At 44.7% G+C, this 12712-nt stretch carries 14 protein-coding genes and 1 pseudogene; 7 read left to right on the top strand and 8 right to left on the bottom strand.

All coding sequences use genetic code 11. From position 1 onward, the window contains the following. Positions 1-29 precede the first annotated feature (29 nt). On the top strand, positions 30-1157 hold the full coding sequence (locus ABH897_RS18495; RefSeq protein WP_404519608.1) for an SGNH/GDSL hydrolase family protein: 1128 nt from the start codon (positions 30-32) through the stop codon (positions 1155-1157). A gap of 157 nt (positions 1158-1314) precedes the next feature. Here ABH897_RS18495 and ABH897_RS18490 read toward each other — a convergent pair whose 3' ends face one another. After that, positions 1315-1731 (bottom strand): hypothetical protein, encoded by a 417-nt coding sequence (locus tag ABH897_RS18490; protein WP_283653069.1) that lies wholly within the window; start codon positions 1729-1731, stop codon positions 1315-1317. A gap of 165 nt (positions 1732-1896) precedes the next feature. On the opposite strand from ABH897_RS18490, the gene ABH897_RS18485 reads away from it, so the two are divergent. The 3 genes from ABH897_RS18485 to ABH897_RS18475 all read left to right on the top strand — a co-directional run bounded on the left by ABH897_RS18485 (position 1897) and on the right by ABH897_RS18475 (position 5651). Further along, positions 1897-3891, top strand: coding sequence for a methyl-accepting chemotaxis protein (locus ABH897_RS18485; protein WP_404519607.1), 1995 nt, complete (start codon positions 1897-1899; stop codon positions 3889-3891). A 37-nt stretch (positions 3892-3928) separates the two neighbouring features. Next, positions 3929-4105 carry a YjfB family protein gene (locus tag ABH897_RS18480; protein ID WP_082067275.1) on the top strand — a complete coding sequence of 59 codons (177 nt, stop codon included), beginning with the start codon at positions 3929-3931 and terminating at the stop codon, positions 4103-4105. Positions 4106-4295: 190 nt separating this feature from the next. Further along, positions 4296-5651, top strand: coding sequence for a dipeptidase (locus tag ABH897_RS18475; RefSeq protein ID WP_404519606.1), 1356 nt, complete (start codon positions 4296-4298; stop codon positions 5649-5651). Between the two features lie 76 nt (positions 5652-5727). On the opposite strand, the gene ABH897_RS18470 is transcribed toward ABH897_RS18475, so the two are convergent. The 3 genes from ABH897_RS18470 to ABH897_RS18460 all read right to left on the bottom strand — a co-directional run bounded on the left by ABH897_RS18470 (position 5728) and on the right by ABH897_RS18460 (position 7322). Beyond that, complete coding sequence (locus ABH897_RS18470) at positions 5728-6105, bottom strand: hypothetical protein (protein WP_283653072.1); 378 nt, start codon at positions 6103-6105, stop codon at positions 5728-5730. A 106-nt stretch (positions 6106-6211) separates the two neighbouring features. Beyond that, positions 6212-6703 (bottom strand): hypothetical protein, encoded by a 492-nt coding sequence (locus ABH897_RS18465; protein ID WP_137060035.1) that lies wholly within the window; start codon positions 6701-6703, stop codon positions 6212-6214. A gap of 136 nt (positions 6704-6839) precedes the next feature. Then, a complete protein-coding gene (locus ABH897_RS18460) occupies positions 6840-7322 on the bottom strand; it encodes a hypothetical protein (RefSeq protein WP_044648314.1) in 483 nt (160 codons plus the stop codon). A 584-nt stretch (positions 7323-7906) separates the two neighbouring features. Here ABH897_RS18460 and ABH897_RS18455 point away from each other — a divergent pair. Next, the gene (locus tag ABH897_RS18455; protein WP_161797194.1) at positions 7907-8083 is read left to right on the top strand and encodes a hypothetical protein; all 177 of its coding nucleotides are present in this window, start codon (positions 7907-7909) and stop codon (positions 8081-8083) included. An 87-nt stretch (positions 8084-8170) separates the two neighbouring features. Here ABH897_RS18455 and ABH897_RS18450 read toward each other — a convergent pair whose 3' ends face one another. Continuing rightward, on the bottom strand, positions 8171-8560 hold the full coding sequence (locus ABH897_RS18450) for a DUF5071 domain-containing protein (protein ID WP_404529637.1): 390 nt from the start codon (positions 8558-8560) through the stop codon (positions 8171-8173). Positions 8561-9019: 459 nt separating this feature from the next. On the opposite strand from ABH897_RS18450, the gene ABH897_RS18445 reads away from it, so the two are divergent. Beyond that, positions 9020-9268 carry a hypothetical protein gene (locus ABH897_RS18445; RefSeq protein WP_404581077.1) on the top strand — a complete coding sequence of 83 codons (249 nt, stop codon included), beginning with the start codon at positions 9020-9022 and terminating at the stop codon, positions 9266-9268. Positions 9269-9431: 163 nt separating this feature from the next. On the opposite strand, the pseudogene ABH897_RS18440 reads toward ABH897_RS18445, so the two are convergent. The 3 genes and pseudogenes from ABH897_RS18440 to ABH897_RS18430 all read right to left on the bottom strand — a co-directional run. Beyond that, positions 9432-9530: pseudogene (locus ABH897_RS18440) on the bottom strand (helix-turn-helix domain-containing protein); the annotation flags it as partial. 31 nt (positions 9531-9561) lie between these two features. After that, positions 9562-10560: a virulence RhuM family protein gene (locus tag ABH897_RS18435; protein WP_044648317.1), complete on the bottom strand. Its 999-nt coding sequence runs from the start codon at positions 10558-10560 to the stop codon at positions 9562-9564. A 741-nt stretch (positions 10561-11301) separates the two neighbouring features. After that, entirely contained in the window at positions 11302-11529 is a 228-nt protein-coding gene (locus ABH897_RS18430) for a helix-turn-helix domain-containing protein (protein WP_007431813.1), read from the bottom strand. Positions 11530-11833: 304 nt separating this feature from the next. Here ABH897_RS18430 and efeO point away from each other — a divergent pair, with 304 nt between their 5' ends. Next, a complete protein-coding gene (efeO, locus tag ABH897_RS18425) occupies positions 11834-12712 on the top strand; it encodes an iron uptake system protein EfeO (RefSeq protein WP_404519604.1) in 879 nt (292 codons plus the stop codon).

Genomic DNA, 12712 nt, shown 5'->3' with positions numbered 1-12712 from the left:
AATTGGAGATCACGAGGAGGATATCGTAAATGACACATAACAAGAAATTGAAGACATATCCACTTACAAAAGCTAAGCATGTAAAGGTTCATGGTCGAACTACACAAACACTTACACCACTAACTCTGTTTTGGACAGGCAGCGGCATTGAATTGAATATCAAGGGCTCGGAGCTGTGGATTGAAATTGAGGCCGATTACCAGGTGTATGAGCACTGGATCAGTATTGTCATCAATGGTGCCCCGATGAGTCGCTTGATGGTGACCGCAGGACGGCATTGGATTTGTCTTTTGAGAGGAATGAATCCTGACATGGTTAAAAATGTCCGGGTGGTCAAGGATGTCCAGCCTATGAGTTTTGACTCGCGCATCTTGTTGCAAATTCATGCCCTGAAGGTTGACGGAGAATTGCTGCCGGTCACAGATAAGCCTTACAAGGTGGAATTTATCGGTGACAGCATTACCTCGGGAGAAGGAACGATTGGAGCAAAGGAGGAGACAGACTGGGTTCCCATGTTGTTCACGGCACTACATAATTATACAGCCATAACTGCCGAAGCACTGAATGCCGATTACCGAGTATTGTCACAAAGCGGATGGGGTGTCCTAACGAGTTGGGATAATAATCCGCATGCAAACATACCAGCATATTATGAGCAGATATGTGGTGTGCTCAGCGGAGAGAGAAATGAAGCATTAGGGGCATTTTCCGATCATGATTTTACCTCATGGCAGCCGGATGTGGTCGTGGTGAATTTGGGGACTAATGACGGGGGAGCCTTCTATTCTCCCGCATGGACGGACCCAGCAAGCGGGAAAGTGTACAAGCAACGCTTGAACGAGGACGGGACATTCAATGAAGAAGATTTACAAGCTTTTGAAAACGCTACCGAAAATTTCCTTGTCAAGCTTCGGACCTGTAATCCTGCTGCCCATATTGTGTGGGCCTATGGGATGCTTGGTACTCCGATGATGCCAGCGATCTACCGGGCGGTAGACGCGTACAAGAAAAGAACGAGGGATCGGAATGTGTCCGTGTTCCAACTGCCTAACACGACGGAAGAAACGTTAGGGTCTCGCAGCCATCCAGGGCTTCTCGCCCATACCAAAGCGGCAAATGAGTTGACAGGGTATTTGCGAGAAATTTTAAAGAATTAGAATCCAGGAAGCAGAATCAACTCTGTTGAACCACTCTCTTGAAGTAAACATAACATCACAACACCCAGGATATTTGTGTTCTGGGTGTTGTTGACAATCATAGGAGAACCATAAACAGGAGGCAAATTCTTAATAAAGAAATACTCGTCTGATATATTTAGAAAAAAGGAGTCGAAGCGATGCCAGTAAATACCTCTGGACCGTTACGTACGGTCGTCGATACCCCAGAAATATAAGAGGAATACACTGTTTGTATCGCCCATGGCGCGGAAAGATCCTGTGCATTAAAAGCTTGCGTTTCAGTGGCTCCTGTGACGCCAAGTACACCCTCTGCCCGGTAAATAACATCGCTCGGATCGTAGTCGGTGCCACGTACGATTTCAACCGCATACGTATCACCAAGTTCACCAATCAGACCTATGGAACCGCTAAAGGTCACAATCGGACCCGGTACAAGAAAAGTTCGCAGGGTAATCAAACCAAACCGCTCCGGTTCAGGACCCAGCTGGACATCGGGACCCTCACCTGATTTTGATGAATTTGTTGAACTTCTCATATCCAGAAAAAAACCCATTGCTTATCCCTCCAAATTGCAAGATACTCCATGATATGCGAGAAATTCTTAAGCGACTTGGACAAATTAGCAATAAATCTATCAATTCAGCTTAAAATAACCGATAGTAAATACATATGATATAAGCACTAGAAATGAATATGTAGATAGAAAGCAGGGGGTTTGATGAAACAACTGAAACGACTGAAAACATTAACACTACGTAAGAAATTAACAGCAGCATTCTTGCTGGTCATGCTTGTTCCTAGTATTATTGTCAGCTCTTTTTCTTATCAGGCAGCGTATAACCAGACAGACCAGCAATTAATGGACAGTGCGACGACTAGCGTTACCGCAGCCGACCGCGCAGTCACCCAGACGATTCAAGCCAAAATTGCAGATATCGAATATTACGCTACTACGATGACGGCCAGTGACAACACTCCAGAAGCAGATGCAGCACTCCTGACGGAGCTGCAAATCTATTTGAAAATGCATGCGGAAGCCCTCGATATGTTCGTAGGAACTCCTGAAGGAAAACTCATTATTGGCAAAGCCGTAGGCTCCACAAACGATCCTCGTGAGCGTCCGTGGTACAAACAGGCCATGGAGAAACCCGGACAAACCGTAATCAGCCCTGTCGGACTCAATACAGCTAAGGTCGCCGTTGTGTATATTTCACGTACGCTTCCTGACAATAGCGGTGTTCTCGGTCTTTCCCTGAACCTGAATAATTTAAAGGAAATTACGAATTTAAAAATCGGGCAGCAAGGTTATGTCATGATATTGGATAACACCAAGCGTATCGTTACTCACCCGACAGAAGTCAGCGGAAGTACGAAATTGGGAGAAATGTTGCCACAACTGTTCACCTCCAAGGAAGGCAGCTTTAATTACAAACTGGATGGCGTAGCCAAAAACCTGATTTTTAAAACTAACGCTCTGACCGGCTGGAAAATTGCTGGAACGATGGACAAGTCGGAAACAAATGCTTCCGCCAAACCGATCCTCATCACGACCATCGTGGTGCTGGTCATTTCAGCTATCGTCATCGGTGTGCTGGCGCTGTGGCTAATCAGCAGTATACTCAAACCGATCCAAAGATTGCGTAATTCTATGGATGCTATCAGCCAAGGCAATCTTTCCATCAATGTCGCTACGAACAGCACAGATGAAATCGGCGACTTATCGAGATATTTTCAAAAAACGGTGGATAGCCTGCGTAACATGATCAAAGAAATCCAAGCCATGACAGGCAATCTGTCAGCCTCCTCGCAAGAGCTCGCCGCAGGTGCAGAACAAACAACCCGCGCGATTGAACATGTGACCGAAGCCATTCAGGATGTGGCCGCAGGCAGCGAAAGACAAGCCAACAATGCCAAAGAAAATCAGGATCGTGTGTCAGGTATGTCAACAGATATCGCGGCTATGACCGAGGCCATGACTGAAATGACCACGTTCTCTTCTCAGGCCATTCAGGCGTCGGATACAGGCAGTGAACATATCGGCAATAGTGTCGTCTCCATTGACGGCATTCGCACAACAGTGGAAGAGCTGGATACGATTATTGGCGCATTGAGTGAACGATCCGGACGAATCGGAACGATTGTCACGGTCATTACCGAAATCGCCAGCCAGACCAACCTGCTCGCCCTGAACGCTTCTATTGAAGCAGCACGCGCCGGAGAGCATGGTAAAGGCTTTGCAGTTGTAGCGACTGAAGTCCGCAAGCTAGCGGAAAACTCAGCTCATTCGGCACAACAGATCCGTGAGCAAATTCAAGGGATTCAAAACGGCGTATCCGAGGCCCTGACCTCGATGGAATCTGCCAAAGAGCGCGTAAGCGAAGGCATTAATTCCGTGGATCTGTCCGGCCGCTCCTTCTCCCGAATTCGTAGAGCGATCGTTAAATCGGCGAAGCAGCTTGACAACGTCTCAGCTTCTACAGCAGGAGTAGCACAAGGAACAAGTGCAGTGGTCGGCAGTATGGAGGAAATTACACGTATTGCCGAAGAAGCCGCATCCCATACCGAGACGGTATCTGCGGCCGCAGAGGAACAGCTCGCCTCCATGGAAGAGATCGGTTCCTCTGCCGCAGATTTAACCCGTCTGGCAGAACAGCTCCAAGATTTGCTGGCACAGTTCCAATTGGATGAAACAAATAACAGTTCTGACCGATAAATAGTAAGAGTCTTCACGACAAAGGAGGAATGAAAACATGGATATCGCAGCATTATCAACAGGTATGAGCCAGGCCAGCTTGGCGCAAGCCGTGAGCGTGAAAGTATTGGGTATGGCTAAGGATCAAGCTGGTGAACAGGGACAAGCACTGATCCAGATGATGGAAAAAAGCGTACAGCCTCATCTCGGAGGTCAACTGGACCTTCGGGCGTAGCTTCACCGCTATTCGACGGGCGATCTGTTCGGTTCTAAACGGACCGGAGCAGATCGCCTATTTTTTTAACACATCTACCATCGCGATTTTTCGTTCAGCGCAAAACGTAGTAAACTATACATATCGTCCACGGCCTTGGTTCGGAGGATAGAGCAAAAACCGCACAATGAAAGAGGAGGATACATAAATCATGAGTTATTCCGCATATTTCGAAAAGGTCAGAGAGCAGCAGCTTGATGAGCTGAAGGATTGGTTGTCCATTCCGAGTATTTCCGCATTATCCGAGCATAAAGGAGACATTAACAAAGCAGCCGATTGGCTTGCCGCCAAACTGACGTCTGCCGGATTGGAAAACGTTGAAATCATTCCGACTAAAGGCCATCCGCTGGTGTATGCGGATTATCTGCACGCACCCGGTAAACCGACAATCCTCGTGTACGGTCACTATGATGTACAGCCAGTCGACCCGCTTCATCTGTGGGAAACTCCACCGTTCGAGCCGTCGATCCGTGACGGAAAGCTGTATGCGCGCGGAGCTACAGATGATAAGGGTCAGGTATTCTTGCACATTAAGGCGGTCGAAGCCATTTTGAAGCAGGAAGGCAAGCTGCCGCTGAACATCAAATTTTGCATCGAGGGCGAGGAAGAAGTGTCCAGCCCGAGCCTGCTTGAATTTTTGCAGACAGGTGCAGACCGTCTGGCTGCCGACGCTGTACTGGTATCCGACACCTCCCTGATCGAAAAAGGCAAGCCTGCGATTTGCACAGGTCTGCGGGGATTGTGCTCACTGGAAGTTGCGATCCACACTGCCAATACGGATCTGCATTCCGGCTCCTTTGGCGGGGGTGTGCCAAACGCGTTGCATGCCCTAGTATCCTTGCTGGCAACGCTGCATGACGACAAGGGACGCGTCAGCATCGACGGTTTCTACGACGATGTCGCGCCGCTATCGGCTGAGATGAGAGCAGAGTTCGTGAAGCAAGATTTTAATGAGAGCAAGCTGCAAAAGGATCTTGCGCTTGATTCCCTCTACGGCGAAGAAGGATTCAGCTTCGTCGAGCGTGTCGGGGCACGTCCAACGCTGGAGCTGAACGGCGTGTATGGCGGCTTCCAGGGCGAAGGCACGAAGACGGTCATTCCGAAGGAAGCTCACGCCAAAATTACGTGCCGTCTGGTTGCCAACCAGAATCCGCAGGACATTCTGGACAAAATCGAGCGCCATCTGCGCGCCCATGTTCCGACAGGTGCCACGCTGAACATCCAGCAGGGTGAAAAAGCAAACGCCTTTAACATCGACCCGTCACACGCATTTCTGCAAGCAGCGGCAGATGCTTTTGGAAAGGTATATGGTGTACGCGCCCTGTTTACCAAGGACGGCGGCTCCATCCCAATCGTGGAAACCTTCTCGCGTGTGCTAACCGCTCCAGTCGTACTGATGGGCTTCGGCTTGCCGGATGAGAACTTACACGCGCCGAATGAGCATTTTAATTTGGAAAATTTTGATAAGGGTCTGCTGACCATTGTGGAATTTTTGAAATCTGTGTAAGCTGATACCAAAAAAGCATTCACGGCATGTGATCAACCATGCTTCGTGAATGCTTTTTTACATTGGCTGCCGTCGCCTAAGAAAAACGGGTGTAGCGCAACAGACGAACCAGCCGATTCAACCGTTCTATTTCCCGATCCAACTCGTGAAGCGGTTGCCCGGCCAAAGCAGCGTTCGCTCTCAGATCACGCAGCGGGTTCATTTTCCGACCCATAAGTTTCAACACCGTGGCCTTCCCCATGTTGTTCACCACCGCATATTGCGTTAGCGGGTCAAGCTCAATCCACAAAACATGATGATGCTGAAAAAACGACAATAGTTGCTTTTTCAATTCTTCAAGCTCACCTGTAATTTGCGGATGATGATGAAAAGCCACATAGCCCATCACCCGCAGGTCACTTATGATTTGTTCCAGTTGAAGCGTTTCGTTTATGTACACATTATTCGTCCTCATGCGATTCCTTGCGCCGTTCGTATAATTTTCCCGGATGACGTTCACCACCTGACTATCGTTATCTTTTTATCGGTATGCTTCCATCATATACAAAAAAACAACCGGCTTATACGCCAGTTGTTTCCCGTTCCACAAAATACTTATTGGTCATATAATGAGCCTTGCCTCTGGAAGTGTCGACCATTCCCTTTTTGTTATCGAGAAAAACAATTTCCCGGCATTTGGTGCAATACCACTTGGTCCGCTTAAAGGGAGATTCCGTTACATACGAGGTACCGCATTTGCAATCTACTTTGATCAAGGTTTCTGTTGATTTGTAAGCTTGGGACAGCTCCTTCAAGCCTGTATCCGGCTGTTGAACCGGGATAATGACTTCCTGATAGCTTGAATACTGATTATGAACTTTAAAATCAGCCACCAGTTCCGCATGTAGCCCAAAGTACTCTTTGCCAATCTCGGTTACAAATTTCTTGCCAATTCTGTAACACTCAAGCCATTCCTGTATCTGTTGATTAGACAAAGGCACTGTGCCCTTGATACCGCTATTTAATGTGTAAGTCATGATGTATAAAGTATCATCTTGTCTATGTCCGTACATGAGAAGCCTCCTTATAATACACTTGATAATGTACTACAAAGCGCAAAAAACATCAATTTTATTATTTGGCAAAAGGTTATAGCTGATTTATAAAGCTCAGGGAATGCACATATAGAATAAAAGCAACTGACCTAGGTCAGTTGCTTTGTCTTTCCACATAGTATTTGTTGGTCATATACCACGCCTTGCCTTTTTCCGTATCCACCATACCCTTTTTGCGATCCAGGAACACAATGTTATTGCATTCCTTGCATGACCACTTGGTCCTTTTATGCGGCGACTCTTCTATATAGGAAGCTCCGCATTTGCACTCTACCTGAATTAACGTTTTATACTGACTGTACGCCTCTGCCAACGGGTCTACGTCTACAGCTTTACTTACCACCGCAGGCTGTATCATGGATATATGATCCCGCTGCTCCGAGTATTCATTATGTACCTTAAAATCTGCTACCAATTCAGGATTCAAACCAAAATACTGTTTACCAACTACCGTTACAAACTTGCTGCCAATTCGATATGCTTTTATCCATTCCTGAACCTGCTTACTGGATAGGTCGACTGTTCCCTTTATACCGCTGTTCAGCGTATAGGTCATCAAATGTTCGTTTTGTGTCATATGTCTCCCCGTTCACCTCCGATCAAGAATATACCACAGGTAGACCTAAGCAAAAGCTACTTACTGCTACCTGAAGCAACGAGCTTTTCTGCCTTGTGATCCTTTTAATACAAGTATAACTCAAAACCCGAGCTGTCTTCCATTTTGTCTATATCCTGAGCACTGATTTCGCAGGGATCTATACTCGCCTCCTTAGACTATCACAAGATGCATTTTTATCTTTTTATCACTTTGTGGTACAGTCTTCTACATTAATCATTCATGCGAGTTGGCGGATAAGCTAATGGTAGTTTCTTCCTTCCTTATATATTACAACACTTTTGTACAAATTCCTACATGTTTCAGCGGTGTAATCGTTTTTTTCGTCACCTTGCCAGAGTAAGTGCTCCCGCTTATACTCAATAGCCTTTTCATATGTACCACCAGGTTCGCAACATACATTTTGATGAATTCTTCATTAGGGAGTTGAGCGTACCAGAGATACTGGCTTTTCATTTTATAGAGTAAAAATAATTTCCAAAGACCATTTTCGTTTTTTGAATTCATTCGTGTGATATATTTTCTCTTAGGGAGGCGAATCCATTTTGGAAAGAAAAAGTGTTATGGTGTATGAAGATATAAAAGAAAAATTACAATCTATAAAAACAGAGTTAGGTTTGAGTAATGAAAATGATGTTGTCAGTTATTTGATCAGTGTATATGAACACTCCGATTCTCTGCCCAAAAAATCTCAAATTCAACTCATTAAACTTATAAAATAGAAACACCAAAAATCCTTGAGTGTATAAGCGCCCAAGGATTTTTGGTAACGTAATTAATCAGGTATTTGAAAACACATAAAAATATTTTTATCTGTAAAATGTTCTTAGCATCTCCTGCGCAATCTGATCGACCTCTTCCAATTTATCGTTTTCACTCGGATTAGTGCTGAGCCTATTTAGTTCGTATGTTAGCTTTCCAAGTAAAGCATTAGGAAGCTGCTTACAAAAATGTATAAGCACGAAATACTTCCACGAACTATCGTTTGAATTTAATATTTGCCGGATGACTGGGATTAGCTCCATATCGAACTGGAACAAAATATTTCTTACTTCCGCTGAAATGGGCCAATTACTGTCTTGTAACCAGGTAAAAAGCTCAGGAATGATGGGTCGAATTTCTGCCTTACTGCACAATTTCAATTGATTAATGCTATCAAAATCCGACTTATGTTTAGGGATAAGATCGTGAGGATTCACCATGTGGCCTCCTTTACCTGGTTATTCCCCAAACATCTATGATTAATCTTTTTGGTTCAGTTTCTGCATTACATTGGAAATACATTTTGAAGCACGCACTCAGTAATTAAAAAAACAGATCATATCTTTTTACTAAATTATTAAAACGAATAGCCGTGAACGGTTTTCACTGAATCCTCATTGCAGCTATCACTGTGATATTAATGGACTAAGAGTATAAAAAGCTGTACCATACACGTGAGTTGTATGTCTTTCATACCAGTCGAACCGATGTACAAGTCGTTGAATAATTTTTTTCTGGGATCCACTTCCCACTTTCACCTTTAAAATAACTCCAAGCAGGTGACTCATGCCTAATCATATAAATCAGATTACCATCACGCTCAGCCCGTAGAAGTATTGATTATACCCTTGGTTTCTCCTGCGGGCTGAGCCTTTGCCCAAGGGAGCGTGATGGTAATGAAGCCTAACCGAAAAAAACGTAATCAAGCCTATTTTAGACATCACAGAAAGCGGGTTATTCAGCGTAAGAAACGACTTTCAGCACACCGGGGATGGGTCGTCAAATTCGACGGTGTATTCTCCAAAGGGAAAATTCATTGTTCCTGCTGGATGTGCAGCGCAAAAACAAAACGACTTGGCTATCCCAAATCGGAGTTATCAAGAATAGCTAACTGTCAGGAACAGCTTCTGGATTATGATTTTTAAACTACAAATGATCAAAACAAGCGAATGTCTTTTTCTGCGACAATCGCTTGTTTTTAAGTTGACTCACTTGGCAAGGTCATCCTACAAAACAAAAGCCTTCTCGACCAGCCTTCACTTTTGAAGGATCATCGAGAAGACTTTGCACCCCGCAAGGAACAAGAGGTCAGATTTTTAATTCGCCAAGCCTGATTAATTCCACGACCGCCTGTGAACGACCTTTTACGTTCAGTTTCTGCATTACATTCGCGATGGGGTTTGAAACACACCAAGTTTGTTGTTAAGGTAAAAGGGCACTACTTTTTATCCAATTGATTTTGTTTGATAAATTCATCAAAATCATCACTTGTGTCCATAACCAATCTTTGTCGATTGTATTTGTCGTACTCTGCTGTCGCCAACTTCTCTGCAATCTCTTGCGAAATACTTCCTGCATTTATCAGAATATCTCGCTCATTGAATTTCAGGAATGAGTCCAGCTTCTGGGTCCAGTCCTTCATATACATCGGGGATTGACGTTCCGCCTGATCTTCCGCATAGTCCAGATACATCGTTACGATGCGATTCAACGTTTGTATTTCTTTATCGGTCAAATAGTTCTTGGCTACGGTTATATCGCTCTTCCTTACTTTATCGCCTTTCCAGCTCGTTAATCCCATATTGCCTTTATCAGCGCTTGCTCGCTCGGCAATCAGCTCTGCCGCGGTATGACCATGGACGGCAAAATGAAGTTTGTTTTGTACAGTAGCGAAAAACTCTTTGGACACACTGGAATGGGGGTCATAATCAACCGATAAGGCGTAGATATCCGTAATCTTGCGATAGAACCTTTTCTCCGATGCACGGATGTCGCGAATACGCTGGAGCAATTCATCGAAGTAGTCTTGTCCAAAGTGACGCATATCTTTCAAACGCTCATCGTCCATTGTAAAGCCTTTGACAAGGTACTCATTAAGCCGCTCGGTTGCCCACCGCCTGAACTGCGTGCCTCTGTGCGAGCGGACACGATACCCGACAGCAATAATCATTTCAAGATTGTAATGCTTGACCTTGCGTTTTATTTCTCTTGAACCTTCAATTTGAACTTGTAAGTATTCCTTACAAGTTGCATCAAAAGCTAGTTCATTTTCTCCATAGATGTGTTTAATGTGAAGCGTAATGTTTTGAGACGTAGTCTGATATAACTCTGCAATTGCCTTCTGAGTCATCCAAACGTTGCCGTTCTCCAGTTTCACGTCTATTTTGGTATTCCCATCTTCTGTCTGGTATATTAAGATATCTGTACGATTGTCCAATTTCTCAACTCCCACTCCTCCCCAACTAACGCTTACGGAATCATACGTTCTTATTTTATCATATTCGAAGTAAACACATTGACAATAAAGTCTCCTATTTTACAATCCTCGCCCTTTTTTTATCTATATTTAACATATGTCACAGCCATTTAAAGCTTTTTCACTCCAATTTACTTAACGAAGTTTCCAATCTCAGCACTAAGAATCGGTGGTTCAAACGGTTCAAACCGCTTAATGAAACCGTTTGATCCAGTAGACCATTTTTGTAATACGTATATTTGGCATCTGGAGATGAAGACTCTGTTCCCGCTGACGTTAACCGATTAAGGTCATCAAAGGTATAAGAGATTTCGCTGCCAAATGGCTCCCTCAGCTTAGTTCGATTTCCAATTAGTCATACTACTTGTTTACTTACCTGATTTTTCTCATCAGTTATTTTAATAACCTGTCCCAGTTCGTTAAATTCTCTTCACTTTTGGTTATATTTCGCCTCACCTTTGGCATTAGCAACGGAAGCACGACGATCCATCACATCATAATTGTAGGAAGTGCTATTTTATTGCCATCCTATGCTGTTACGTTATTGCCGCTAATCTTGTCGCAGCTATGTTTGCCCAATAATTGTATTTTTTAGAAATAAAATATATTTTATGCATTTTTAAAAAAACAAAAGCCTTCCCGACCAGCCTTCACTTTTGAAGGATCATCGAGAAGACTTTGCACCCCGCAAGGAACAAGAGGTCAGATTTTTAATTCGCCAAGCCTGATTAATTCCACGACCGCCTGTGAACGACCTTTTACGTTCAGTTTCTGCATTACGTTGGAAATATGGTTACGCACCGTCTTCTCACTAATAAATAGTTGTCCGGCGATGTCACGTGTTGTTTTGTCCTGCACAAGCAGTTCAAATACTTCACGTTCACGGTGAGTTAACAAAAACTTGTTTTTGTGGTCGTTACCCTTCGTCAATTTCACCCCTCCTTGCTCGGGTTTTGTGTGGTGTAACAAGGTTAAGGGATACAGTCAACACATTTTATGTCACGTGCTTAGGTATGGTTCAATATGCGGATAAAAATGGGCCTAGGCACTTATTTTCAGCCTTTGCAGAATCGTTAGACTCTGCGTCTAATTTTATGTATTGACAGGCATATGGGGCAGCCTTATGATAAGAAAAACCGCGACTGATAATCATTATCAAAATAATGATACATATAGATATCGCGCAACAGACTATTGTTCATGGCCGCTTGGCCAGAAAGGGTGTTCATTAATTATGAAATTACGTTACGCTGTACCGGCCGGAGTGCTGGTTTCTTCTATTCTGTTCGCAGGTTGCGGCCAAACCGGAACTGCTACTCAGCAGCCTGCTGCAACGACCAAAGATGCGGGAGCAACTACACAGTCAACGACTCCTGCGGCCTCTGCCCCCAATTTTGATCAAGCGGTGGCCGCTTACCGTGCCTATGCCATAGAGCAATGCGATACGTTTGTGAAAAAGACAGAAGAATTCACGAACGCGGTCAAAGCTGGCGAGCTGGACAAAGCCAAGGCGCTGTATGCTCCTGCACGTATGTACTATGAACGGATTGAACCGATTGCAGAAGCGCTGGGCGATCTTGACCCGAATATTGATGCGCGTGACGGTGATGTAGATGCAGCAGATTGGCGCGGTTTCCACCGGATTGAAAAGACATTATGGGAAGAAAACACCACCAAAGGGTTGGACGAGTTTTCCGACCGCCTGTTGAGTGATGCAAAGCTGCTGCGTGCCAAGGTGGAGGCGGTCAACATTGACGCCAGTCTGATGGTAACGGGTGCAGTCGAGCTGCTGAACGAAGTATCCACCTCCAAGGTGACGGGTGAAGAGGAACGGTATTCCCATACGGATTTGTACGACTTTGCAGCCAATGTAGAGGGCGCACAAAAAATATATGAGATTTTGAAAACAGACCTGAACCAAAAAGATGCAGCGTTGGAAACGCAAATTGGCGAGCGCTTTGAGGCATTGCAGAAAGAATTGGCTCCTTTCAAGAAAGGCGAAGGCTATGTATCTTATACGAAGCTGAAACCGGAAGAAATTAAAAAGCTGAGCCAAAACCTCGATGCCCTGGCAGAGCCGTTGTCCCAAATGGGAAAATTGTTAGGAGTGTAA

Source organism: Paenibacillus sp. RC73 (assembly GCF_044908085.1).
In the GTDB taxonomy this organism is placed as follows: Bacteria; Bacillota; Bacilli; order Paenibacillales; family Paenibacillaceae; genus Paenibacillus; species Paenibacillus terrae_A.
This window is presented reverse-complemented; position numbering and strand designations above follow the sequence as displayed.

Coding starts and splice junctions, on each gene's coding strand:
- ABH897_RS18495 (WP_404519608.1), top strand. CDS start 30: ATGACACATAACAAGAAATTGAAGACATATCCACTTACAAAAGCTAAG.
- ABH897_RS18490 (WP_283653069.1), bottom strand. CDS start 1,731: ATGGGTTTTTTTCTGGATATGAGAAGTTCAACAAATTCATCAAAATCA.
- ABH897_RS18485 (WP_404519607.1), top strand. CDS start 1,897: ATGAAACAACTGAAACGACTGAAAACATTAACACTACGTAAGAAATTA.
- ABH897_RS18480 (WP_082067275.1), top strand. CDS start 3,929: ATGGATATCGCAGCATTATCAACAGGTATGAGCCAGGCCAGCTTGGCG.
- ABH897_RS18475 (WP_404519606.1), top strand. CDS start 4,296: ATGAGTTATTCCGCATATTTCGAAAAGGTCAGAGAGCAGCAGCTTGAT.
- ABH897_RS18470 (WP_283653072.1), bottom strand. CDS start 6,105: ATGAGGACGAATAATGTGTACATAAACGAAACGCTTCAACTGGAACAA.
- ABH897_RS18465 (WP_137060035.1), bottom strand. CDS start 6,703: ATGTACGGACATAGACAAGATGATACTTTATACATCATGACTTACACA.
- ABH897_RS18460 (WP_044648314.1), bottom strand. CDS start 7,322: ATGACACAAAACGAACATTTGATGACCTATACGCTGAACAGCGGTATA.
- ABH897_RS18445 (WP_404581077.1), top strand. CDS start 9,020: ATGAAGCCTAACCGAAAAAAACGTAATCAAGCCTATTTTAGACATCAC.
- efeO (WP_404519604.1), top strand. CDS start 11,834: ATGAAATTACGTTACGCTGTACCGGCCGGAGTGCTGGTTTCTTCTATT.